Genomic DNA, 21,256 nt, shown 5'->3' with positions numbered 1-21,256 from the left:
TTTCCGACCGAATTGTCAACACTTTGACGCACTTTTTCAACCGAATTAGTGCAATAAAAGCGCACTTTCCCCACCGAAAAAGTGTAAAATTGCTGATTTTATGCAAATTTCGTCAATTTTAGTCAAATCTTCGGTTCCATCAAGAAATCAATGACGTTCATGGTTAAAATTCCATTTTCGTCATAGAAGGCCGGCGCAAAATACCGTTCACATCCTTCTAGGAATTATTTTTGCATATTTTGCGGTTTTTCTTTAATTGCCGCAAAAAAATCATTTCAAGTCCAGGACAGGGCTGAGGGCAGCGCCCCAATAGTACACGGCCCGCATAAAGCTCCCCAACCGCTTCGGAGCGCTCGCATTTATAGGGAAATACTCCTTCTCGTTCAGGGCTTCTACGCTGTAGTATTTTTCCTTGTCGTAGCAGAGGACCTCGTCGCGGAGGCTTTCCGCAATCGAAGGCAGACTTTCTTCCGGCGACATCTGGATTTTTACGGCGTGCATGCGTTCCGCAACCGTTTGCATGTTCTGCTCGAAGGTCGCCGAATTAGGCGTATTGAATACAACGTAACGGCAATCCCCCGCAATCTTCTTTACGGCGTACCCCAGATGGTTCATGCAGAGTTCAAAACGGGTAAGGTTGAACATCGGGGTAAGCTTCTTTTCCGATTCAGGCAACTCCACCAACGCGAACTGCTGTACCTTGAGCCACTCAAGTGCTGCCTCGTAGGTTTCGTTTTTTCCGAGGCCATTGTGCATATAGTACGCACGTTTCCGGAATTCCAAAAATTCATCCACGTTCTCTTCAGAAAGCATTTTCCGCGTTTTTTCGTCCAGCCCATCCACAAGCGCATCGATCTGGGCGATGGCATCGAATACCGCCGACGGTTCCTGAAGCGGAAGGCTCGAATTCACCTGGACTAGATAGTAATAGCCGGTGTCATCCGTCGTCTTGGAATACTGCGAGAATTCAGGCGAACGGGCGGCCGCGCGTTCCATGAAGATGTAGCCATCCACCTCCAATCTCGCTGCCAACGTCTTGGCGATTTCCGCCGAGGCGACAATACAAACAAGGCAATCGCCGTGTTCACCTTCGACAAGCCTGCACGGGAAGAAATTCTCCTGCATTTCAATCTCTTGCGGGAACTTTCCCTTCTTGACGGTAAACATCGCCATGTTCATCCCGTTGCCCGAAACAGGCGCTCCGCCCGCCTGGCCATAGTCGGGCAAGGTCATCTTGTGCGATTCACAGAGCAGGTGCGTCATGGCATCCAGCTCGTGGTGCATCTCCCTCCGGTCCCTGCGTTTCCCGGCACCCTGCAACTGGTCGATTGCAAAGTGCAATTTGCGGATATTCCACGGTTTGATTTTGCATTGTTCCATTTTATCCTCCTTATATTTCATCATCGTGAAGCAAGCTGGAATTCCTTCAGCTTCAGTTCGTTGATCATGGTTTCAAGGTTGCAGGGTTCACCGTCGTCATGCAATTCGCGACCCGCTTTTCGCCATTTCGCGTCTTTCCCTTCGGCGGCATTCTTTCCGTATGCGACCTCGGCGAGGGTCCACTTGGCGATAATACTCTTCACGACCTTTTCGATATCCCTGTCGTGCCCTGTATGCATCAGGCCACAGTAACCGCCAAAGCTACGGTTCTTGACGTGAATTTCCTTCTTGCACTTGGGGCAAACCGCAGTCGCCATCGATCCTCCCGAAAGGGGCGAACCCGAAAACGAGCGGATGACCGCCGTGTCGCCGCACTTGCATTCCACCTTGAACTGTTCGTTGTCCCAGATTTCGAGGAGCGAGGAAAGCTTGAGGCCGATGCTGACGAGGGTGCCGGCGAAGTTAAAATGCCTTACAGCGGACAGGTGTCCCACATAAAGCCCGCCACCCTTGATTGCGTATTGCACATCGATATTCGCGTACCGCGGGGTTCCACGGATTTCGTCACGATGCCGCAGAATCAAGTCCAGGTTGTCGTAGAACAGCGCCTTCTTGCGTTCGCAGCTCTTTTTCATGAGCTCCTGCATTTCCGCCTGCTCCCTTTTCTCCTGTTCCATCTCGTCGCTGACGATGTTGAGTCCCGTCTCCTGCCGCTTGCAGAAATCCGCAAAGGTTTCGCGCTTGTTGTTCGGCTCCGCCGGGAAACACGGGAAAGGTTTCGAGTCGTCGATGTGAATTGTCGCCATAAAAGACCTCCTGTCGATGGCATTGTGTTATCGCCTATTTATGCATATATGCTAATATACGCATAATCATTATCGAAAAACAAGGAGAAAATGTAAAGCGTTTGTCAAATTTTTTTGGGGAAATGTGTTATTTGTTTAAAAAATCAAACTTTTCTCAGTTCCAAAACGGGCAATTCGAGCAGGCGTTTACCCTTTTGAAGATCCTGAGCCTTTTCGTCCTTTTCTTCAAGGATGTCAACCGCCTTGTCAAGGACCTCTTTCCACTGCGGGAGCAATTCGTTGGAAAAACCATAATGGATGTAATCGTCTATTTTCGATATAATCCACCTTGCCCACTCTATTTCGTCGCAATGCTTGTTGGAGACATCCCATTGCTTCACGATGCCTTCAAATTCTTCCTCAGAACTGAATCCGAAAATTCTCATTGAGGGAGATTCGCTCGTATCGTCGAGAAGTCGCTTGTAATGAAATATGTCTTCGTCGATTTCAGTTATTTCTTGAGCTACAAAATCCTTCGCACAAAGGATCGGTACGGGGAAAGCGTTGTTTTTTACAAACAAATTTTCAGAACCGCCCACCTCCACCCAATAGGGTTTGCCGCATTTTTCAGCAGATTCCCGTCCGCTCATATTCGGCAACTCGCGGATCAATCGGTTACGTTCAGTTTTCAGGAAACATAGGTGTTCCACGATTTGACTTTTTAGCACAGATGCCTGCCTGCTAAATATTTCGGTCAGGATGCACCGGAGTTTCTGACCTTTGCCTTGAGCAATCGCTTCATCCGCTTTCGACAATAGATCGTGCAGCATCTCTTTATCACTGGCACAAAAGCGTTTCCACAAGGCACACTCACCGCCGACTGGCGGGAAAAAATTTCTGATTTTCCGGAATCCATTCAGTATCTCCCGGTTCTTTTCATCAGGGTCATTTTCTTTTTTTGCAAAGAATACAAATTCATCTTCCGTGTCAGCAAACATCTTTCCGTAATCATCGGAAATTAAGTCGCGCAACCTTTCTATAGCGGCAACTGTTCGGCTATATAGGTCGATCGCAATTATTGTTGCATTGATTTCGTTATCAATGTTGTCAAGGTTCGGACAGTCCGTCGGCACCGCATCATGATCAATCTCCATTCCGTCAAACCAGCAAAATGAAACTAGTTCTAGATGAATCTTGCGCAGCATCGCACGCTTGCTTTCGAAAACGACCAGTTCCTTGCGAACGGACTCGATGCAACCCCTGATTTGCGGAAGCGTGTGCATTTTAGCCCATGTCGCTCTTGTCTTCCGGCTCTCTATAGAAATATCCCGACTTTTCTTCCTCGTTCATGTCGCAGAATTCCAAATACTCGGAAAAAAATTTTAGAAGGATTATCTTTTTATCCACATAGAGTTCGGCCAGGCGTTTGTCTTCGTCCCGGTGCGTCCGCATATAGCGCCGGTCCAGAATCCAGACAGAATCCGCCTGCTGCACGGCAAGGCCGATCTCGCGCAGTTCTTCCGGCTTCAGGTGGCCGGCACCCTTCTCGTTGTGGCGGCTGAGCATCGCGGTGACGATGATGGGGATGCGGAGCTCGTTGGCAAGGACCTTCAGCTCACGAGCGACATTCTCCAGTTTTTCTTCGCGAGATTCTCCCTTGTCCGATATCACCAGCTGCAGATAGTCGACAATGACGAGATCGAGTTTCTTTTCCTTGTTCATCTCGCGCACCGTATCTACAAGTTCCGCAACATTCCAGTCGCGGCGCTCGTCGATAAACAGCGGAGCGTCCTTGACAATTCGGGCGATTGCTGCGATCCGGTCCTTCTCGGCGGAGGTCATCTTGTTGTTCCGCAAGGCCGAGCCCTTCACATGCGCACGAGAACAAACTATGCTCTGCGCAAAAAGCTCATTGCCCATTTCCATGCAGAAGAACGCGACACGCCTATGGCAATCAATCGCCATGTTCCCCGCAATATTGGACGCGAGCGTAGATTTCCCAACGCCGGGGCGCGCCGCCAGCAGGATCAAGCCCCCCTTCTTCATCCCGTTTGTCAAGTTGTCAATGTCCCGAAAGCCAGTAAAGCCCTGGCAATCCTGGCGCTTCGTGCAGTCCGCCTTCGCGACCATCTCTTCCACAAAATCCGCAATAGGCATCATCTTCTCTTCGCTCATAAAAACCTCCGTTTTTGTGGATAAATATACAAACACCATGCGACAACTGATGACGCATGGATTATATGGTCAGCTAAAGATTTCTCTTAATCTAGCGCTATTTACAGCGTGGATTTGTAGTTTTTTTAATAGTGGGTTCATGAACAACCATATTCATTACCGGTTAAGTTAAAATATATCCTTTTTTCTTGTTAAGTGGTATACCCTTGTGGTCTAGGCAGCCTGTTTTGACAGCCTATATTCCACCGGTGTCATGTAACCGAGCGAACTATGGAGCCGTTTCCGGTTGTAGAACAGCTCGATGTACCTGAAAACGGCCTCCCGCACGTCTTCGATGTCCTTGAAGTCTCGCCTGTAGGCCATCTCCTTCTTGAAGCTTGCGAAGAAGCTTTCCATGCAGGCGTTGTCGTAGGGGCAGCCCGGGGCGCTCATCGAGGGCGTTATCCCATTCTCCGAGAGCATCGTGCGGTAGCCCATGCTGCTGTACTGCACGCCACGGTCGGAATGGAAGATTAGTCCGTCGTGATGGCCGCGTTGCATGATGGCATTGGACAACGCGCGCTTGACAAGTTCCGTGTCGATGTTCTTGCTCACGGCATAACCCACCGCCTCCTTGTTGCATAGGTCAAGTACCACGGCAAGGTACACCCAGCCAAGCGTAGTCTTGACGTAGGTGATGTCGCCGGCCCAGACGGCGTTCAGACTGTCGGGATCGAACTTCCGCTGCACCAGGTTCTCGCTGTACATGGAGTCACATTTGCCCTTGCGGTAGGGTTTCCATTTCTTGAGCGTGACCGGATAGAGACCGTTCTCGCGCATGATGCGGCGCAGTTTCCACACCTTTACCTCGTCACCCTTGTCATGGAGTGCCGCCTGCATCTTCGGGCAACCGTACACGCGGTGGTTTTCTTCGAAGGTGTCGCGGACCTTCTGGACAAGCCGTTCTTCGCGGGCCTTCTTCTCGGCACGTTTTTCCTGCTGGCGCGACCACTGGTAGTAGGAACACTGCGGTATTCCTAGGGCTCTGCACATCTTCCTGACTGAGTATTTCTTGCGGTTCACGTGTATCGCCTCGCATTTCAGTCGTGTGGTCGCATAAAGATGTGCAGGGATTTTTTTAGGATCTCTACCGTCTCCTTCTCGTCCGCAAGCTCCTTTTCACGCTTCTTCAGGAGTTTTTCCAGTTCCCTGTTCTTGGCGGCGAGTTCCTCGACGGACACCTTGCGGATTCGCCGTTCCTCGCGGTAGCTCGGCAGGTTGTGTTCCTTGCGGTACTCGTTTACCCACCGACCGACTGTATTGGGCCCGATTCCGAGTTCCTTGGCTATTTGGTTTGCTGACTTTTCGCCTTTCAGGACCAGCTTGATGACCTGTTCCCTTGTCTCGGAGCTATAGTTGATTTTTGCCATTGTTTTACCTTTTGGGGGTTGCGCAATGAATATAGTAGCTTATGCTACCCTCTTATTAAACTCCTGCATGGTCCACCACTTTGATTTCTCTTCAATGAACGAGACAAACGGCATGCCTAGCACGTCCGCCTGTTCGGCCGTCTTGCCTTCGATAATCTGTTTGCATTCATCATCAACATAGAACGGAGTCAGAACATGCTCATGCGGATTCTTCAACACCTCAATAGCCTCAGGCGCAACTTCGGCATAGGCACGTTTTTCGCCGTCGCTCCCCACGCTCTTCTTGACACGGAAAAGGCTGTTCAATCGCGGGATGGAATTCACCTTGCTCTTGTCCGCCATCATCAAGTAAGCGCGCACTGTAAATGTCTTGCCTGGGTAGTCATTCTTCAGAGCGTTCTCGACAACCCACTTCTGGAACGCAACATCGTAAAGGTAGTCACGAATGCCTGAATTCACGACACGCTTTCCCGCATTGGCGCCCCTAGTCGGCGTATTCACGAAAGCATCTTTCGGGTCCCAACTTTTAGCCTTCACCTCTATCAGGTCAATAAAATTGCCCTGCTTTTTCACCACATCGGCACGGACAAAGCAATCACCGAAACGGAACGCCGCTTCTGCGATGTTCACGTTTTCCTGTTCAAAGAGTTCACGAGTGCGCTTAAGGGGCTCGTCATAGCCATAGCAACCTTCCAAGTCATTCTCTGGTGGAACCTCGCCATAGATTTTTGCCAGTTCACCAACCTGAAAACCGCCCTCGGCCATGGATTTCAGGAACTCGTCCATAGCGGACTGGTTCTCGTATTCCAAATTTTTGCCCTTGGAATTACGGTAATAATAAGCCTGCATCGGGCAGTGGGTTGCAATCTTGAACGCGGATTTGGTAAAAAGAACTTCTGGCATCTCGGGCATTTTGTATCCTCGTAAAAGAATATATACTGAAATTTTCAAAAAAAACGGCCCGAGAAAACATTTTTTTCATGCGGCTACATTTGTCGCGCTGCGGGGCTATATTTACCGAAAAAAGGCCAAAATGGAGGAAAAATGATAGGTGCGATTATCGGCGATACCATCGGGTCGATTTACGAATTCGACAACATCAAGACCAAGGATTTCGATTTCTGGGGCGAGGGCATCGAGCCGACCGACGACAGCGTGCTGACCTTCGCAACGGCAAACTGGCTTTTGCACGGTGGCGAGGCGTGGCGGCACTACTGCGATTTCGCTACCGAATACGACAACCCCATGGGCGAGTACGGCTCCGGGTTCTTGCAGTTCGTCGCGAACGCGCGCAGGGGCAAAAAATCGCAACCCTACAACAGCTGCGGAAACGGTTCCGCAATGCGGGTGGGGCCTGTCGGCTGGGCGTTCGATACCATGGACGAGGTTCTCGAATGGGCGAAGGTATCTGCGGAATGTTCACACAACCATCCCGAAGGAATCAAGGGAGCACAAGCGACCGCCGCATCAATCCTGCTAGCCCGCAAAGGCGCCGACAAAGCCGACATCAAGAAATTCGTGGAAAGCGAGTTCGGCTATGGTCTTGACTTTACCCTCGACGAACTACGACCCATATACGGATGGGATTATTACGGGGCGGAGCAATGCCAGGGGACCGTTCCGCAGGCAATCCGCTGCGTGCTGGAGGCTACGGATTTCGAGGACGCCATCCGGAACGCAATCTCGCTCGGCGGCGACAGCGATACGCTCGCGTGCATTGCGGGGAGCATCGCGGAACCCCTGTTCGGTGTCTCGCAGGCGATGTACAAGCACGAAGTGAACATCCTCAAGGCCCTTTTCCCGAAGTTGCAAAAGCTGCTCGTCGAATTCGAGAAGAAATATGGCAACAGGGTGATTTAGATTTTGGCTTGAATATTGGCAAAATTTAATTCACATTATCTTGTGAATTATCACGCAATTCACGCTACAATTCACTAAATTTTATGAAATAATATTTGACTTTTCCGGGACTTTTTACTATATTCAATACAGGTACCGGGAGGGTTCATGGCTACATATTCCGCACAGACCGACAAATCCGCGCTTGCCCTGCTCGGCAGGCGCATGGCGGCATTCCGTATCCGCCGCAACTGGACGCAGGCCCAGCTCGCCGAACAGGCGGGCGTGAGCAAGGGCACCGTCGAGCACATCGAGCGGGGCGATTCCGTGCAGGTGCTGAACCTCATCAAGGTCCTGCGGGTATGCGGCATGCTCGAAGCGTTCCTCGCCATATTCCCCGACGACTCGCCGTCGCCCATGCAAATCCTGCGGATGGGCGAGGTCAAGGCGCGCAAGCGCGTCCGCACCCCGCGCAGCGCAAATAACTCGCTGGGCACAAACGCCCCGCGCAATACCGGCGCAACAAGCGCCAGCGCGAATTCAGTCGCCGAAAATTCCGCGGATTATGTTGCAGGCGGCGTAGCGTCTAGCACGAAAGGCAAAACATCTGCCGCAAAAACTAAACGCAAAACGCCCTGGGTCTGGGGCGAAGACAAGTAGGGGCTCGCCATGATCGCGGTAGAGGTAAAACTCTGGGGCACGACCATCGGGGCGCTCTCCATGCTCGAGGGCGAATCGGTCGCGCGTTTCGAGTACGCACCTGAATTAATCGGCGCGGGCGTCGAGCCTGCGCCCATCGCGATGCCCGTTTCCAACCGCATCTACACCTTCCCGCAGCTTTCCGGAACGTTCCACGGGCTGCCCGGGCTTTTTGCAGATAGCCTTCCCGACAAGTTCGGCAACAGGGTAATCGATGCGTGGCTCCTGCAACAGGGCCGCACGCCCGAAAGCTTCACCGCGCTCGAACGCCTGTGCTACACGGGAAACCGCGGCATGGGCGCGCTGGAGTTCCTGCCGTTGCAGGGGCCCGACTCCGCAGGCGACGACTCGCTGGACGTAGAAAACCTGCGAAAATTTGCCGCCGAGGTGCTGAACCAGCGCAAGCGCTTTTCGGTAAGGAACATCAAGGGCAGGCCACTCTCCAAGAAGAACGGCAAGGCCTTCGAGGAAATCCTTCGGGTGGGCACGTCGGCGGGCGGCGCGCGTGCAAAGATTCTCGTGGCATACGACGAAGCCACCGGCGAAATGCGCTCGGGGCAGGTGGCGACAGACCCGCGGTTCGGTTACTGGCTCCTAAAACTTGACGACGTACAAAATAACAGCGACAAGGAAGGCGCCGACCTGTTCGGGTACGGAGCCATCGAGTACACGTACTCGCAAATGGCTAAACTCGCGGGCATCGACATGACGGAATGCAGGCTTTACGAATGCGCGGGTCACAGGCATTTTATGACGCGGCGTTTCGACCGCCTCGCGGGCGGCAAGAAACTGCACTACCAGTCGCTCTGCGCGCTCGCCCACTACGACTTCAACATGCCGGGCGCATACAGCTACGAGCAGGCGCTCGATATTGTCAGGCGGCTCGGCCTCGGCTACGACGCTCTCGAAGAAATGTTCCGCAGGGCGGCATTCAACATCTGCGCACGCAACCAGGACGACCACGCGAAAAACATCGGATTCCTGATGGACAAGCGCGGAGTGTGGAGCCTCGCGCCCGCTTTCGACATGACGTACGCCTACAACCCGCAGGGCACATGGACCGGCACGCACCAGATGACGTTCAACGGCAAGCGCGAAAAATTTACGCTGGACGATTTCCATGCGGTCGCGAAGTTCGCAGGACTAAGGCAGGGCCGCTACAAGAAAATTCTCGCCGAAGTCGAAAGCGCGGTAAAACGCTGGCCGAAACTCGCCAAAAAGAACGGCGTCCCCGCAAGCGTCATCCGCGCAATCGCAGGCGTTCACGAATTCATGCTTCGCTAGACAATCGCGGCAAATACCATTCCCTAAAACGGAAGATCGTCTATAGATTCCTTCTCCGCCTGCTTGAGCCCGCGACGGAGTGCCGCGGCGTACTTTTTCTGGACAGGGAACGAGGGCGGGAGTACATAAGCCGTATTGCCAAAACGGCCGCAAAATTCGGAGGGAGCGTTTTCGTCCAGGTTATAGGTGACCACGGTATAGGAGCAGTCAGCATTGTCAAAGCCTTGAACAATCCCAAGTTCAACATAGTCGTCATAGGCTATCTCGACGAGGTCGCCTTCCTTGAATTTTGCAGTCTTGTCGCTGCCCGTGCACCATAGTGAACCGTCTTTTAGATAGCGCCGAATCGAAAGGGGCATATACACGTTAACAACGCAATCCCGCGGCATTTCCTTGATGACAAACCCATAGACGTCATCGCGCTTGCGACGAACAATTTTCTTGATGCACTTTTCGGCATCACGCAATGTCTCGAAATACCCGACTCCTCTTTTCCAGGTGAGGGCGCAGGGACCGGTACAGCGGCTCCATCTTTCTTTGTAGACCTGGTAAGCACGCCTTTCGCAGGGTGCGAACTCGTAAACCTCTAGGATGAAAATACTTTTTGTTTGTTCTGCTTTTTTCATGCTTACTCCTTCACGTTTTCCGTGCCCTTGATCCAGCGGGTACCCGGGCCGTAATTGACGATGTTTACGGCGAAGGGTGTCTGTTCCAGCAGTTGCTCGATCTGCTTGACCACATTCAGGATTTCGGGAATCTTCTCCGCGAAATTGTTCTTGTTCAGGGTGATTTCTATCATCTTGTGCTTTTTCGTCTTGACGCGCAGAATGTAGCTCTCCGGAATTCCACCGCGGCCCCACCCCTTGTACACACTTTCCAGAATCCACTCGTAACCCGACTGCGACATAATCTGCGGCACAATCGTCTCGATACTCTGAGACGCCATCTCGGCAAGCTTATGCTGCTTTATCTCCTCGGTCCTCTTCTCCTCTGCAATCGCCTCGGCCGCCTTCTCGTATTCCGGATACTTCTCAAGAAATGCGCGTATGTCTTCCAGCGAGGCAAGGATATCCACGTCCCGGATTTCTTCCGACATCAGGTGCACGTGATCGCCCTTGAGCAGGCCGATCTTGCTTTGGAAAAACACATGCCCTATTCCCGTCACAAAATTGACGGAAAGTGCAATGCACATTTTCGAGCGGTCCCTCCATGCCTTAGGCCTGAACTCAATTCCAACACACGAGTCCTTGAGGCGCCTGGTCACATCGTTAAAATAACCCTTGACACCATTCGCAAAGACGGTCATTTTGAAGGCCGCCATCTTGTAATCCCTGCAGTAGGGGTCCTTCCCGTCTTCGCGCGACCTGCCGAGCCCCAGGGTGAGCCCGCGCCAGAACTCAGCCATCAAGAAATGGCACGAGGTCTCTAGAAGTTTCTTTTTTTTCATCATTCACTCCTCGGAATAAAGGTGACGCGATTGCGTTTCATCTTGCGGATCCACTCGGCATTCTCCGCGTAGCACTGCCTGCTGCAAATGACCCACAGCACATCGATGGGGCGCTTGGTGTTGAATACAGGAGGCGGGGCGTAACCGTCGGTAAAGTAGATAAGCCCGTCGTATTCGGGGTGTTCGCAGTAATAGTCGGCAGCGGGCTGGAAACTCGTACCGCCGCGGCCCATAATCTTCACGGTCTTGCGCGCCTTCTTGAGCGGCTCGATTTCGCCCTGAATTTGGGCGTCGAACTGCAATACGTCCAGTTTCTCGACTCCGTATTTGAAAAGGCGGTTAATGACCGAGAAGAAAAATTGCAGGCTCTTGTCGGTAACGGACCCGCTCACGTCAACAGCGATAAGCAAGTTCGTCGAAAGTTCGTAGCGGCTACCCATCGCGTCGAAACCGGAGCGGCGGTTGGGCCGCATGCGCGTGAGGCGGCGCCTGCTCGAGATGACCGAGGTTTTGAACAAACTGAGCATCTTGCGGTAGTCCATGTCAACTTTCAGGCTTGCCTTGATGAGCCCCTGCAACTTGCCCGCGACGGTGCCCCAGTTGTTGCTCGCGGTGGCGACTTCGATAAACTCGTTTATGTTGCAGCAGGCCTCCTCGTTATCTTCCCAGAGTTCCGAGATTTGCGAGTCGCGATGTTCCTGCGAATTGCCGGCGCCGGAATTACCCGAAGCGCCCGAACCCTTGCCACCGGAGCCGCCGCCGTCTCGGCCAGAACTCCCGCGCGAATTGCCTTTCGAACCGCTGCCATTGCCGCGCGAGTCACCGGAAGCGTCGCCAGAATCTGCGCCGCTCCCGTCACCACCCTGTTGTCCGGATTCGCCGCCTTCCTGATTGCCGTTGCCGGAGTCATCGCCACCCTGCCCAGACTTGTCGCCCTGACCGGGGCCACTATCCGTTTTCTGCGGCTCGCCGCCAGACTTTCCCGAATTCGGGGTCGTATTTTGCAGGAGCAGATTGTAGTATTCCTCGAAACACAGCCCGCCGGGGAGTTTCTGCTCCGTACCGCTCATCTGCTTCTTCACCTCGCGCGATACATCGTACACGTCCGCAATCGTTATATTGCTCGCCATGGTCAGCAGGGCCTTCGCGGCGAAAGAGGGCTGTCGCTGGTAGGGGTGCTTGAGCAATATGCGAAACATCTCGATTTTCAGGTATTCCACCAGCACATCGTCTGCAATCTTGTCCAGAATTTTTGGAGCGAATTCAATCTTCATGTTGCCGGTTCTCATCGGTACTTCAATCGCACTGTTCTCCACGAATTCGTGACTGCAGTAAACCGCAAACAGCAGCGGCTCCGTCAGGAACCACCGCTCGCTGATTTTCTTTATTCTGTCCAAGGCGTTCATGCCGACCTTAAATTGACTGGACAAACTGCGTGATTTTCTTGTACAGCTCGGGGCACTTCATGATGACAAGCGTCATGGCGGCCGGGTACATCGAGGAGGAATACAGGTTCGCGAAATGCGCCTGCGCCTCGCGGAACTTTTCGCCCGAAAGGAATTCAAAGTATGCGGCGAAGTTCTCTATCACCTTCGCCTCGTCCTTCGCGTCGTAGCCCTTCGTCTCGATAAAGCGGAACACGGACTCGTTCACGGAGGCAAGTTCCGGCGTGGTGCATTTCTTGATTGCCGCCTTCTGCTTCGCGAAATCGCCGAGCAAAATATTCTTCGCGCTCGGGAGCTTTTTCTGGTTGATAGTCGCGAAGAACTTCGATGCGGCAGGCATCCCGATGATGCCCGCAATTACGGTCTTTAAGAGCGCCGTCACTTCGTTTGTCTGTAACACCTTCGAGACGCGTTCCCACCCGCGCCTATCGGGCGACTTTTCGAGCCCCTGGTCCTCGCGGGTAAAGGCGGCACCGTCGAGCATATCCGGGTTTTCCGAGATGAAGTCGATGACGCGGGAATCGAGCCCCGCCTTTGCCGCCCACAGGAGCCATTCCTGCGCGGTGGGCTTGAATTCGTAGATGTTGAAGCGGCTCACGAGTGCCGGGTCCAAATCCGTGAGCTGGTATTCCTCGCCGTCGTTCACCGCGCTAATCACGCGGGAGCCCTCGGGCAATTTGCGGCCCGCAAGAGTCCGGTTGAGCGTCAGGTCCATGATGGTCTGCAAAACTTCCGGGCGGGCGCGGTTCAGTTCGTCCAAAAAAAGTACCACGGGCTTGCCGTCCGTCGGGAACCAGTACGGCGGCATAAAATGCGTCTTGCCGCTCAACTCGTCGAGCCGCGGGAGGCCTATCAAATCGCCCGGATCGCTCATCTGCCCGAGGAACAGAATCACCACGCGCTCGCCACGCGACGTGAAGAACCTCTCCAGGATCTGCGACTTGCCAATCCCGTGCTTGCCCGTGAGCATTATGTTCTGCGATGCGGGTGTCGCCGCCAGCAGCTTTTCCAATTCATTCGCGTTTATTCTTACCGCCATATATTCCTCTTGCCTACTTTATTATCTCTATTTTCATCGGAAAGGTCATGTTCTTGCTCAGGGTTTCTATCTGCCTGAGCACATCGGGCAACTCCGCCAGACGCTTGGAAAAGTTCCTGCGGTTGAGCGTAAACTCCATCCAGGTTCCATGCCCTCCAACCTTGAGCAGGTAATCCCTGCCCCGTTCTACCAGGTCCCAACGGTACCCCAGCGGCGGAAGAATCTGCGATACGGTCGTCCGGATACTGCCCTTCGCCATCTCCTCCAGCTTCTTATTTTTCTCGAATTCAAGTTTCTTTCGTTCGAGCCCTTCCATGTACCGCGGGAAATTGTCGATGAAATTTTCAAAGTTGCTTATTGTCTGCGTCAGATCGCAATTCGCTTCCGTCCGGGATAATGGTGAAAGCCCTTCGATATCGAGGCGCACATGGAAATCGGTCGACAAACGGAATTCGATAGTACCGACCGAATCAAGCTGCCGGACAATTCTGACACCAGCGATTTTATCGCCTTGCTGGTAGAATTCCCCCGAATGTGTACCAGTCCTAAGTACAATGCAATCACATTCAAGGTGCCGTTCCTTCAGCTCGTTATAAGCGCAAAGCACCTCCCCTTCGGAAGGCACATACCCCCGCTCACCGGGGACAAGAATCCCGCCAACCAGCTTTTCCCAATACCTGTACGCAATCCGTTCAAAAGAACGGTCCTTGTTCTTATTAACCATAATAGCGTCCTGTGCATAATATAGCACCCAACTGCGACAAATAATGTCGCTTTGGAAATTGGCCGAAAAATTCCCGACGAATGCATTATTTTATCGTTTTATACCGAAATTTTGTCAAAAAAAAGCCGAGTAATAGGGAAAAACGCGAATTACCCGGTACGCTAGCGCGCAAAAGGTGTTAAATTATGTTATATAGGTACAGAGGATTCTGCGCATGAATACGTCTAGATTTTCGACTCTTTCCGCCATCGCCCTGCTCGTGGGCTTGTTGGCATGCTATTCCGTGGCCGCACCCGCTTCCGGCCGCACCGACAAGAACGATGCCGCACTCATCGACGAAGACAACGCGAAGGCACCCGAGGCAAAGGCCGAAGGGGCCGAGAGCGCCGCCCCTGCAAAAGAAGAAGCCGCACCTGCGCAGTCCAACCCCGAATGCGACAATACCGCCAAGCCGGAAAGCAGCATCCCGATATTCCCCATCGTAATGTCGGCCATCGGTACAGTCGCCTTCATCGTCCTCGCCATCATCTTCTAGGGGGCTACCATGCGAAACATTTTCAAGATTTTTCCTGCAATTGCATTCCTCGCCTGCTTCCTCGCGACTGGCGCCCTCGCCGACTCGATGTGCTATGACCTGTGCGTATCGTGCCACGGCGAAACACGCGCCGAGAACTGCGACAAGATAGAATCCACCTGCAACTGCCCGTTCGTCATCGACAGCGCGAAATCCAAGAACATGGGCGTGGAACTCGGCAAGCGCAAGCTCACCGAGGCGATTCTCGCAGGCTGCGACAAGGCCGCATGTGCCCGCAGCATCACGTTCGAGAACGGATACTACAAGTCGATGGACAAGGGCCGCACCACGCTCACGAAGTTCCAGCTGCTCTCGGGTACGTCCGACGCAAGCGAACGCGCCCTCAAGATGCAGCCCCAGGCTATCCGCGCCGCAAACGCTACGGTCGATTCGCTCCAGAGGCGCCGTAGCCTGCTGCCCATCGCGCCGATGTCGCAGGAATGCACCGACCGCTGCAACACTTGCGCGCTCGCTGCACAGCCCGCAGGCGACGTGATTCTCATTGAGCAAGAACCAGAAATTGCAACGCCGCCCGATTCCGCGGCGCTCGCGAAGGCACACGCAGATTCTATCGCCCGCGCCGATTCCGCCGCGAAGGCCGAAGCCGAACTCAAGGCGTTCTGCCAGCTTGCGGAATCCTCGTGCCAGTGCAAGGCGCACGAGCAGAACACCCGCGACATCATCGCCATCGACAAGGAGATTGCCGAAAAGACAGCATACGCCGACAGCCTCCTCAAGTTCCGTACAAAGCTCCTGCGCGAAGAGATGGCCCGCGCCATCGCGGATTCCGTGCAGGCGCATTGCAACGTGGAAGGCAAGTGCAGTTATACCGTCACGTTCACGAGCGCTGAATTCGCCATCCTCGAGATGCACCCGACCGAAGAACCCAAGCCGGTAGCGGTCGCAGCACCCGCGGATACCGCGAAGGCGGCACCCGCAGTAGAGCAGGCGCCCGCAGTAGAGCAGGCGCCCGCAAGCGCACCTGCCGACACCACGGCCGCGCAGCCCGCGCCCGCGGCCTGCCCGCAAGCCGCCGAATCTGCCCCTGCCGATTCCACAAAGAAGAAGGACCGCATTTTCTACAAGGTCATGGAATTCACGTACGGCAACTTCGGCGAGCACAGCTACTACCAGAAGGGCTACGGACGCATCCGCAACCTTGACGACGAAACCGGATACGAGGGCGGGCTCACCTATTACCTGCGCTGGTACTTCTACGACGGCGGCGCGTTCAGCATAGGCATGGGCACGTTCTACCACTACAAGAAATTCACCCTCGAAGATACCCTCGCTCTTACAGACAAAGTAGATATATACTATCACAACATCGGGCTCGATATCCCGATATCGTTCAGGCTAGGCGTGCCCTACATTCCCATATTCAAGCCGTTCATAAGCCAGACCTTCAACTTCCACAAGCCTATCTTCGAGATATACAAGGTGGAGGCTCCGGAATCCGAGAAGGAACTGAGCAAGGAAGAAGAAGTCAAGGAGGCGGCGAAGGACCAGCTCGGGCTCGGGTTCCTCGACGATATCGAGACGCGCTTCAACGGAGTGAAGGACCTCACGTTCTCCGTGTGGCTCGGGATTGGCCTGCAGATTACGCGCCACTTCTCCGCCGAATACCAGTTCAACTTCGGCGTAGGCGGTAGCGGTCACTCGCACAGGTTCGATACCGACAACTACTGGCGTATCGTAGTCGATTTCGCGTGGTAGTTTATAGCCCGCGCGGCAAGGCGCTATTACTTCTTCCTGAAAACTGTAAGGAGCGATTTCGCGCGGGTGGCACCTACGAGCAGGCAGCGTTTCCAGTCTTCGTGCCTGCTCGCCTCGGCGGGTTCCTCGATGTCGGTAAGTATTACCGCCGTAGAATCAAGACCCTTGATACGGTAGACGCTCACGATATTTACCTTGTCCTTAATCAGAGTCTTGTCGCCCCCCGCATTCCATACGATGCGGTCATCAGAAATACCCTTGAGCGCGGAACTCTTGTCGCTCTTCATCGATACCACGAGGATATCCGAAACGGAAAGGTGCTTCTTCTTCATGAGTTCGTCGATACGAGCGCGCAGCATCTGCGCCTGCTCTACACCGTCCCTGTACTGCATTTCCTTGACAGCTTCACCAAGCACTATGTTGTCGAAAGCCTGTAGCCTGAACCCGGTATTCTTGCGCACCCATTCAAGAATGCGCTTCGTGCTGCGGAATCCGCGGTTCAGCACCATCACGGGCATCTTCTCGACCTGCGCGTTGTCGATACCGTTGCGGCTTGCATATAGGCGCTGTGCCGGATCGTAGAAGAACCTCACGGTGCCGTGTTCCTCGTTGTGCAAGAGCCCGAGGAACGAGTCTACCCATTCGCTAGCGAAGTCCTGCCCTTCGTCGATGATTACCGCATCGTAAAAGAACTTCTCGCGCGTTTTCTTGTCTTTCGCCAGAATCTTCTGCGCCTTCACGAATGCCTGGGGGAGTTCCTTGTCAAAATACAGCGACCTGTCGCCACTCTTCGCTACCTTCACCTTCGCGGCGCGTACATATTTCTCGCACCATTCGGAATAGGCAAGCACGTCTACGCGCCCGTAACTCACGCCGCCATCCTGCGCATACTTCTTTTCGACACCTATGCGGTCCTTGCTTATTACCTTGTCTACATCGTGCTTGAGTTCTGTTGCCAGCAGGTCGTTATAGCAGGCTATCGCCACGTTCTTGCCTATGCGCGAAAGGCGAAGCGCATCCCACACTACCATGTGCGACTTCCCAGAACCGGCCACTCCCTCGATGCGCATGCGCGGGTTGCGCGAGATGGATTCCATCATCATCTGCTGCATCTCGGTCGCCTCCTGGAAGCAGTTCTCGTAACTGCTCTTAATGATTTCTGCCGCATCGGGTTTTTCGCCCTGGCCGTCAAGGAAGTTCCTGAGCCTAAAGAGCGAATCCTCGTCGAGGTACTCGTTCATGAACGGCATGTTGCCGTTCGCCTGTACAGGAGTTTCGAGAATCTCGATGATTCGCTTCTCGAAACGTTTCGCGTTGAGGACGTCTGGCCGCAGCAGCGCGCGCTTCCTCGGGATTTCCGAACCGGGAATCCCTTCCATGCTGTCCATGTCGCTAAAGCATACCGCCCACTGCACGCGCACCTTGCGCATCTTCCCTTCGCGTGCCGGCTCGAGGATTTCCTTCATGTATTCGTGCAGGGGAGAAATAAGCGAACCCACTTGCTCGCTCGGCGGCGGCACCAGCGGGTTATTGCCACTGAACCATTCCGTGGCCTTTGATTTCTCGTTATACCTTGTCCAAATCTTGCCGCCCTTGCATTCCACAATAAGCATGCCGTACTCACGGTGGTACAGAATGCAGTCAACCTCCCTGTTCATGGCGCCACACGCACGGCTGTTGAAAACAAGGTGGCGGTTCATCCACACGTCCCACGCGGGTCCGAGTGTTTCTGCCATATGGAAAATGGCCCACTCCGCGCTGGAATCTGAATTCGGGTTGATAGTAATACGAATCGGCATCTAGATCTCCGGCATAAAGGTTGACAACATATATCTATAAAAAAAACCGCCCCAGCGGGCGGTCTTCTGCAAATTTTTTCTTGCGGGCTTTCTCTACTTCTTGAGGCCTGCCGCCTCGAAGAACGGGATGTTGCGCGGGTTGGGGAGCGCCACTTCGGTAATCCAGTTGTATTCGGCGATGCCCTTGAGGCCAATGCGTGCGCACAGCTGGTCGCGGGCCACGTTGTAGGCGTCGAGAATCTGGACCTTCTCGCCTTCCTTCGCTTCCTCGATTTTCTTGGACCAGCTCACGCCGAGTTCCACGAGTGCGGCGCTCGCCTTCACGTACTTGTTCGCCTGGTCCTGCGTCACTATGGGTTCGGCGGGGGCGGTGAACGGGTCGACGTTCACTATGGGTACGGATTTCGGGAGGTTCGCCTGCACCTGCTGCATCTGCGGCTGGTCGCCATCGTCGTTTTCACAGGCAACAAAAAAAGAGGCGATAGCCAGAATTGAAATTGCAAGAATTCGTTTCGACATATGCGCCTCTTTTTTTAATAGCGGTTCAGGGATTTGAACCCCGGACCAATGGATTATGATTCCAGTGCTCTACCACTGAGCTAAACCGCCACGTAGGGGCAAATATAGCATAGTAGTCGAGCAATTTCAAGGGATTTCCCGAAAAAAACTAGTAATGTACCTCGGTTTTGACGGAATCGCCCCAGTAAATAACCTGCCAACCGGGCTCGGTGCTCTTCAACTTGAAGTACGGCCTGTCGGCGTCAATCTGCATCTGCGTAGGCGGTGCGGCATGCACGTGGATGTGCGAGAACTTCATCTGGTGCTCGCTGTGGTAGTGCCCGCAGAAAACGTGGTTCAGGTTCTTGAACTTCGAGAGAACCTGCTGCACCTCCACCATGTTCCTCAGGTGGTAGTGCAGGTCCATGAACTTGTGCCCGCAAAAGCAGGGCGGGTGGTGCATGAACAGTATAACTTCGCCGTCGACCTTCGGGACTTCTTCCTCGAGCCAGTCAAGCTGGTCGCGGGAAACCTCACCGATTGCACTGTCCAGGAAGAACATGGACTTGCCTTCGAGGTCGTAGCGGAAATAGCACTTGCCGTTCTTCACCGGCATGTCGAAGAACTTCACCATAACGTCGAGGCTGTCGTGGTTGCCGGGGATAATGCACACGGGGCACTTGACCCCCTTGAGCTGTTCCGCGATATAGCGGTAGGCGCCCGGCTCGGCGTTCTCGTTCGCGAGGTCGCCCGAAAGCACGAGAAGGTCGATATCCTTCATGGATTCGGAATTCAACGCGGTAAGGAAGTTCTTGCGAACATCGATCCCTTGGACAAGGTTTTCATCCTCACCGATATGGATATCCGTTATCTGACCTATCTTCAATACTTTAGACGACATTAGCGCCTTTAATATAAAATATTAACTGCCGTTTATACAAGAAAAAAAGAATTTATCTGCACTGAGTGTGATATTTCGCATATTCACAGACCTGCAGGTTTCCGGATTCTTCAATAAGGGGGTGGTGAATAGTTGTTCACAGCCATTGAAAAGTAAGGTTCAACACTTGTGAACATTGAAAAAAGTTGAGAGACTATAAACTTTTCAACATTTCTCAACCTTCAACATTTCTTCATAACCTATTGACCATCATCACCTTATGCAAAATAGCCGGAAAACTTATCCACTATAAACAGCATCATAGTTATTACTATATATATAAATAAATAGATAACTATGATATGGTGGTGGATTAGGCCTTTTCCTCTTTCTTGGCAGGTGCTGCAGCCTGTGTCGGCATGCCCATCTGGCAGTTGCCCTGGAACATTGCGCCTTCCTGGATAATGAGCTGCTTGGTCTTGATGTTGCCCACGAACTTGGAGGAGCTCTCGAGGATGAGCTTTTCAGACACATCGATGTTGCCCTTCACGCTACCGGCGACAACGGCGTTGGTGGCCTTGATTTCGCCTTCGATGTAGCCGCTGCGCTCGATGATGAGCTCGCCTTCGATGTTGATGCTGCCGTTCACGTTGCCGGCAACACGCACGTCGCTCTTGCCGCTGATATCGCCCTTGATGGTGATGCTTCCGCCAATCTGGGTAATTTCCTGTTCGCCTTTTGTAGCCATTTTTAACCTCTTAGTAGTTGATATAGGTTTCCGGGTCCTGCGGGACCCCGTCTTTAATAATAGTATAATGCAGGTGCGGTCCGTTCGTGGTACCCGTGGCGCCTACCGATCCGATGATGTCGCCCTTGTGAACGGGGCTCCCCTTTCTCGTCTTGATGTTCATCAGGTGAGAATAGGTGGTAACGTAGCCGTTCCCGTGGTTGATTTCGATGGTGTTCCCGAGTTCGCCCTTCTTGCCTGCAAATTCAACGGTACCCGTACCGGTCGCAAAGACCGGGTTACCCGGGTTGGCCGAGAAGTCTATCCCCAGGTGGCTTCCGTCCTCGTCGAACTTCTTGCTCACGATGCCCACGACAGGCACGATATCCGGAATTTTCTCGATTTTTAACTTTTCCTCGAGGGTTTTCCACCCATGTCCTTCAAAATCAATTTCGTTTTTCTCGGAAGGCGAGTGCGCGAACCTGTTCCTGTCTATAATACTGTTGATTTTGTTGGAGTCGTTTTCGATAAATGTCTCGAATATGTTCTGGATACGCTGTTCCAGTATCCAGAGGGAGTCAAGGCGCTCGAACATTTCCTCGTAGTTCTTGTCTTTCTTGATAAGTTGGGCATTAACCACGCGGATTTTCTCGTAACTTGCGACAATCCGGTTGATTTTTGCCAGATTGTAGCAGAAAGCACCGAGAACAATTATGAAAATTACCAGAAAAATCTTCCCGAAGAGGAACCAACGCGTCGAAACCTTGAACTTTTTGATTTCGTGCGAGTCTTCCGGGATAATCTGTACTGTGTAGTACTTCTTTTTCATGAGCTGC

22 protein-coding genes and 1 tRNA gene are annotated in these 21,256 nt (G+C 53.2%); 5 read left to right on the top strand and 18 right to left on the bottom strand.

Translation table 11 applies throughout. The annotated features are described in order from the left end of the window. Nucleotides 1-270: 270 nt before the first annotated feature. The 7 genes from CRO08_RS09415 to CRO08_RS09385 form a co-directional block, all read right to left on the bottom strand. The gene (locus CRO08_RS09415) at nt 271-1,380 is read right to left on the bottom strand and encodes a hypothetical protein (protein WP_141398309.1); all 1,110 of its coding nucleotides are present in this window, start codon (nt 1,378-1,380) and stop codon (nt 271-273) included. 20 nt (nt 1,381-1,400) lie between these two features. Next, nucleotides 1,401-2,186 carry a hypothetical protein gene (locus CRO08_RS09410; protein WP_072811649.1) on the bottom strand — a complete coding sequence of 262 codons (786 nt, stop codon included), beginning with the start codon at nt 2,184-2,186 and terminating at the stop codon, nt 1,401-1,403. Between the two features lie 143 nt (nt 2,187-2,329). Further along, nucleotides 2,330-3,448: a hypothetical protein gene (locus tag CRO08_RS09405; protein ID WP_072811646.1), complete on the bottom strand. Its 1,119-nt coding sequence runs from the start codon at nt 3,446-3,448 to the stop codon at nt 2,330-2,332. Between the two features lies 1 nt (nt 3,449). Next, a complete protein-coding gene (locus CRO08_RS09400) occupies nt 3,450-4,340 on the bottom strand; it encodes a DnaB-like helicase C-terminal domain-containing protein (RefSeq protein WP_072811643.1) in 891 nt (296 codons plus the stop codon). 213 nt (nt 4,341-4,553) lie between these two features. After that, the gene (locus CRO08_RS09395) at nt 4,554-5,402 is read right to left on the bottom strand and encodes an IS3 family transposase (RefSeq protein WP_176495013.1); all 849 of its coding nucleotides are present in this window, start codon (nt 5,400-5,402) and stop codon (nt 4,554-4,556) included. Nucleotides 5,403-5,419: 17 nt separating this feature from the next. After that, the gene (locus CRO08_RS09390; RefSeq protein WP_097034692.1) at nt 5,420-5,749 is read right to left on the bottom strand and encodes a transposase; all 330 of its coding nucleotides are present in this window, start codon (nt 5,747-5,749) and stop codon (nt 5,420-5,422) included. 39 nt (nt 5,750-5,788) lie between these two features. After that, nucleotides 5,789-6,652, bottom strand: coding sequence for a hypothetical protein (locus CRO08_RS09385; RefSeq protein WP_141398308.1), 864 nt, complete (start codon nt 6,650-6,652; stop codon nt 5,789-5,791). Between the two features lie 141 nt (nt 6,653-6,793). Between CRO08_RS09385 and CRO08_RS09380 the strand changes: the two genes are divergently transcribed. The 3 genes from CRO08_RS09380 (at nt 6,794) to CRO08_RS09370 (ending at nt 9,571) form a co-directional block, all read left to right on the top strand. Beyond that, nucleotides 6,794-7,609: an ADP-ribosylglycohydrolase family protein gene (locus CRO08_RS09380; RefSeq protein WP_072811633.1), complete on the top strand. Its 816-nt coding sequence runs from the start codon at nt 6,794-6,796 to the stop codon at nt 7,607-7,609. A gap of 147 nt (nt 7,610-7,756) precedes the next feature. Continuing rightward, entirely contained in the window at nt 7,757-8,248 is a 492-nt protein-coding gene (locus CRO08_RS09375; RefSeq protein ID WP_072811631.1) for a helix-turn-helix domain-containing protein, read from the top strand. A gap of 9 nt (nt 8,249-8,257) precedes the next feature. Next, the gene (locus tag CRO08_RS09370) at nt 8,258-9,571 is read left to right on the top strand and encodes a type II toxin-antitoxin system HipA family toxin (protein WP_072811629.1); all 1,314 of its coding nucleotides are present in this window, start codon (nt 8,258-8,260) and stop codon (nt 9,569-9,571) included. Nucleotides 9,572-9,594: 23 nt separating this feature from the next. On the opposite strand, the gene CRO08_RS09365 is transcribed toward CRO08_RS09370, so the two are convergent. The 5 genes from CRO08_RS09365 to CRO08_RS09345 are packed head-to-tail and all read right to left on the bottom strand — an operon-like array spanning nt 9,595 to nt 14,226. Continuing rightward, nucleotides 9,595-10,197 (bottom strand): hypothetical protein, encoded by a 603-nt coding sequence (locus CRO08_RS09365; RefSeq protein WP_072811627.1) that lies wholly within the window; start codon nt 10,195-10,197, stop codon nt 9,595-9,597. 2 nt (nt 10,198-10,199) lie between these two features. Continuing rightward, nucleotides 10,200-11,021 carry a hypothetical protein gene (locus CRO08_RS09360; protein WP_097035994.1) on the bottom strand — a complete coding sequence of 274 codons (822 nt, stop codon included), beginning with the start codon at nt 11,019-11,021 and terminating at the stop codon, nt 10,200-10,202. Beyond that, nucleotides 11,018-12,424, bottom strand: coding sequence for a VWA-like domain-containing protein (locus CRO08_RS09355; RefSeq protein WP_072811622.1), 1,407 nt, complete (start codon nt 12,422-12,424; stop codon nt 11,018-11,020). Before CRO08_RS09355 ends, CRO08_RS09360 begins: the two co-directional genes overlap by 4 nt. A gap of 7 nt (nt 12,425-12,431) precedes the next feature. Further along, nucleotides 12,432-13,502 carry an AAA family ATPase gene (locus CRO08_RS09350; RefSeq protein ID WP_072811620.1) on the bottom strand — a complete coding sequence of 357 codons (1,071 nt, stop codon included), beginning with the start codon at nt 13,500-13,502 and terminating at the stop codon, nt 12,432-12,434. Between the two features lie 13 nt (nt 13,503-13,515). After that, nucleotides 13,516-14,226 (bottom strand): hypothetical protein, encoded by a 711-nt coding sequence (locus CRO08_RS09345; protein WP_072811618.1) that lies wholly within the window; start codon nt 14,224-14,226, stop codon nt 13,516-13,518. A 214-nt stretch (nt 14,227-14,440) separates the two neighbouring features. On the opposite strand from CRO08_RS09345, the gene CRO08_RS09340 reads away from it, so the two are divergent. Continuing rightward, on the top strand, nt 14,441-14,761 hold the full coding sequence (locus tag CRO08_RS09340; protein ID WP_072811616.1) for a hypothetical protein: 321 nt from the start codon (nt 14,441-14,443) through the stop codon (nt 14,759-14,761). Between the two features lie 9 nt (nt 14,762-14,770). Next, complete coding sequence (locus CRO08_RS09335; RefSeq protein ID WP_097035993.1) at nt 14,771-16,516, top strand: hypothetical protein; 1,746 nt, start codon at nt 14,771-14,773, stop codon at nt 16,514-16,516. 26 nt (nt 16,517-16,542) lie between these two features. On the opposite strand, the gene CRO08_RS09330 is transcribed toward CRO08_RS09335, so the two are convergent. The 6 genes from CRO08_RS09330 to CRO08_RS09305 all read right to left on the bottom strand — a co-directional run bounded on the left by CRO08_RS09330 (nt 16,543) and on the right by CRO08_RS09305 (nt 21,249). Beyond that, nucleotides 16,543-18,315 (bottom strand): ATP-binding domain-containing protein, encoded by a 1,773-nt coding sequence (locus tag CRO08_RS09330; RefSeq protein ID WP_097035992.1) that lies wholly within the window; start codon nt 18,313-18,315, stop codon nt 16,543-16,545. A gap of 93 nt (nt 18,316-18,408) precedes the next feature. Beyond that, the gene (locus tag CRO08_RS09325; protein WP_072811609.1) at nt 18,409-18,834 is read right to left on the bottom strand and encodes a hypothetical protein; all 426 of its coding nucleotides are present in this window, start codon (nt 18,832-18,834) and stop codon (nt 18,409-18,411) included. An 18-nt stretch (nt 18,835-18,852) separates the two neighbouring features. After that, nucleotides 18,853-18,924: transfer RNA gene (locus CRO08_RS09320), tRNA-Met, on the bottom strand. Between the two features lie 58 nt (nt 18,925-18,982). Then, a complete protein-coding gene (locus CRO08_RS09315; RefSeq protein ID WP_097035991.1) occupies nt 18,983-19,714 on the bottom strand; it encodes a metallophosphoesterase in 732 nt (243 codons plus the stop codon). 352 nt (nt 19,715-20,066) lie between these two features. Further along, the gene (locus CRO08_RS09310; protein ID WP_073114826.1) at nt 20,067-20,441 is read right to left on the bottom strand and encodes a polymer-forming cytoskeletal protein; all 375 of its coding nucleotides are present in this window, start codon (nt 20,439-20,441) and stop codon (nt 20,067-20,069) included. Nucleotides 20,442-20,451: 10 nt separating this feature from the next. After that, a complete protein-coding gene (locus CRO08_RS09305; RefSeq protein WP_097035990.1) occupies nt 20,452-21,249 on the bottom strand; it encodes a M23 family metallopeptidase in 798 nt (265 codons plus the stop codon). Between the last annotated feature and the right edge of the window lie 7 nt (nt 21,250-21,256).

Source organism: Fibrobacter sp. UWT3 (genome assembly GCF_900230125.1).
Lineage (GTDB): Bacteria > Fibrobacterota > Fibrobacteria > Fibrobacterales > Fibrobacteraceae > Fibrobacter.
The sequence above is the reverse complement of the archived record's forward strand: the minus strand, read 5'-3'. Positions and strand labels throughout refer to the sequence as shown.

What these genes read in the sequence shown, in the direction of transcription:
- CRO08_RS09315 (WP_097035991.1), bottom strand. Translation starts at nt 19,714, where the DNA reads ATGTCGTCTAAAGTATTGAAGATAGGTCAGATAACGGATATCCATATC.
- CRO08_RS09390 (WP_097034692.1), bottom strand. Translation starts at nt 5,749, where the DNA reads ATGGCAAAAATCAACTATAGCTCCGAGACAAGGGAACAGGTCATCAAG.
- CRO08_RS09345 (WP_072811618.1), bottom strand. Translation starts at nt 14,226, where the DNA reads ATGGTTAATAAGAACAAGGACCGTTCTTTTGAACGGATTGCGTACAGG.
- CRO08_RS09415 (WP_141398309.1), bottom strand. Translation starts at nt 1,380, where the DNA reads ATGGAACAATGCAAAATCAAACCGTGGAATATCCGCAAATTGCACTTT.
- CRO08_RS09380 (WP_072811633.1), top strand. Translation starts at nt 6,794, where the DNA reads ATGATAGGTGCGATTATCGGCGATACCATCGGGTCGATTTACGAATTC.
- CRO08_RS09305 (WP_097035990.1), bottom strand. Translation starts at nt 21,249, where the DNA reads ATGAAAAAGAAGTACTACACAGTACAGATTATCCCGGAAGACTCGCAC.
- CRO08_RS09355 (WP_072811622.1), bottom strand. Translation starts at nt 12,424, where the DNA reads ATGAACGCCTTGGACAGAATAAAGAAAATCAGCGAGCGGTGGTTCCTG.
- CRO08_RS09365 (WP_072811627.1), bottom strand. Translation starts at nt 10,197, where the DNA reads ATGAAAAAAGCAGAACAAACAAAAAGTATTTTCATCCTAGAGGTTTAC.
- CRO08_RS09405 (WP_072811646.1), bottom strand. Translation starts at nt 3,448, where the DNA reads ATGCACACGCTTCCGCAAATCAGGGGTTGCATCGAGTCCGTTCGCAAG.
- CRO08_RS09410 (WP_072811649.1), bottom strand. Translation starts at nt 2,186, where the DNA reads ATGGCGACAATTCACATCGACGACTCGAAACCTTTCCCGTGTTTCCCG.
- CRO08_RS09360 (WP_097035994.1), bottom strand. Translation starts at nt 11,021, where the DNA reads ATGATGAAAAAAAAGAAACTTCTAGAGACCTCGTGCCATTTCTTGATG.
- CRO08_RS09400 (WP_072811643.1), bottom strand. Translation starts at nt 4,340, where the DNA reads ATGAGCGAAGAGAAGATGATGCCTATTGCGGATTTTGTGGAAGAGATG.
- CRO08_RS09330 (WP_097035992.1), bottom strand. Translation starts at nt 18,315, where the DNA reads ATGCCGATTCGTATTACTATCAACCCGAATTCAGATTCCAGCGCGGAG.
- CRO08_RS09370 (WP_072811629.1), top strand. Translation starts at nt 8,258, where the DNA reads ATGATCGCGGTAGAGGTAAAACTCTGGGGCACGACCATCGGGGCGCTC.
- CRO08_RS09310 (WP_073114826.1), bottom strand. Translation starts at nt 20,441, where the DNA reads ATGGCTACAAAAGGCGAACAGGAAATTACCCAGATTGGCGGAAGCATC.
- CRO08_RS09350 (WP_072811620.1), bottom strand. Translation starts at nt 13,502, where the DNA reads ATGGCGGTAAGAATAAACGCGAATGAATTGGAAAAGCTGCTGGCGGCG.
- CRO08_RS09375 (WP_072811631.1), top strand. Translation starts at nt 7,757, where the DNA reads ATGGCTACATATTCCGCACAGACCGACAAATCCGCGCTTGCCCTGCTC.
- CRO08_RS09335 (WP_097035993.1), top strand. Translation starts at nt 14,771, where the DNA reads ATGCGAAACATTTTCAAGATTTTTCCTGCAATTGCATTCCTCGCCTGC.
- CRO08_RS09385 (WP_141398308.1), bottom strand. Translation starts at nt 6,652, where the DNA reads ATGCCAGAAGTTCTTTTTACCAAATCCGCGTTCAAGATTGCAACCCAC.
- CRO08_RS09325 (WP_072811609.1), bottom strand. Translation starts at nt 18,834, where the DNA reads ATGTCGAAACGAATTCTTGCAATTTCAATTCTGGCTATCGCCTCTTTT.
- CRO08_RS09340 (WP_072811616.1), top strand. Translation starts at nt 14,441, where the DNA reads ATGAATACGTCTAGATTTTCGACTCTTTCCGCCATCGCCCTGCTCGTG.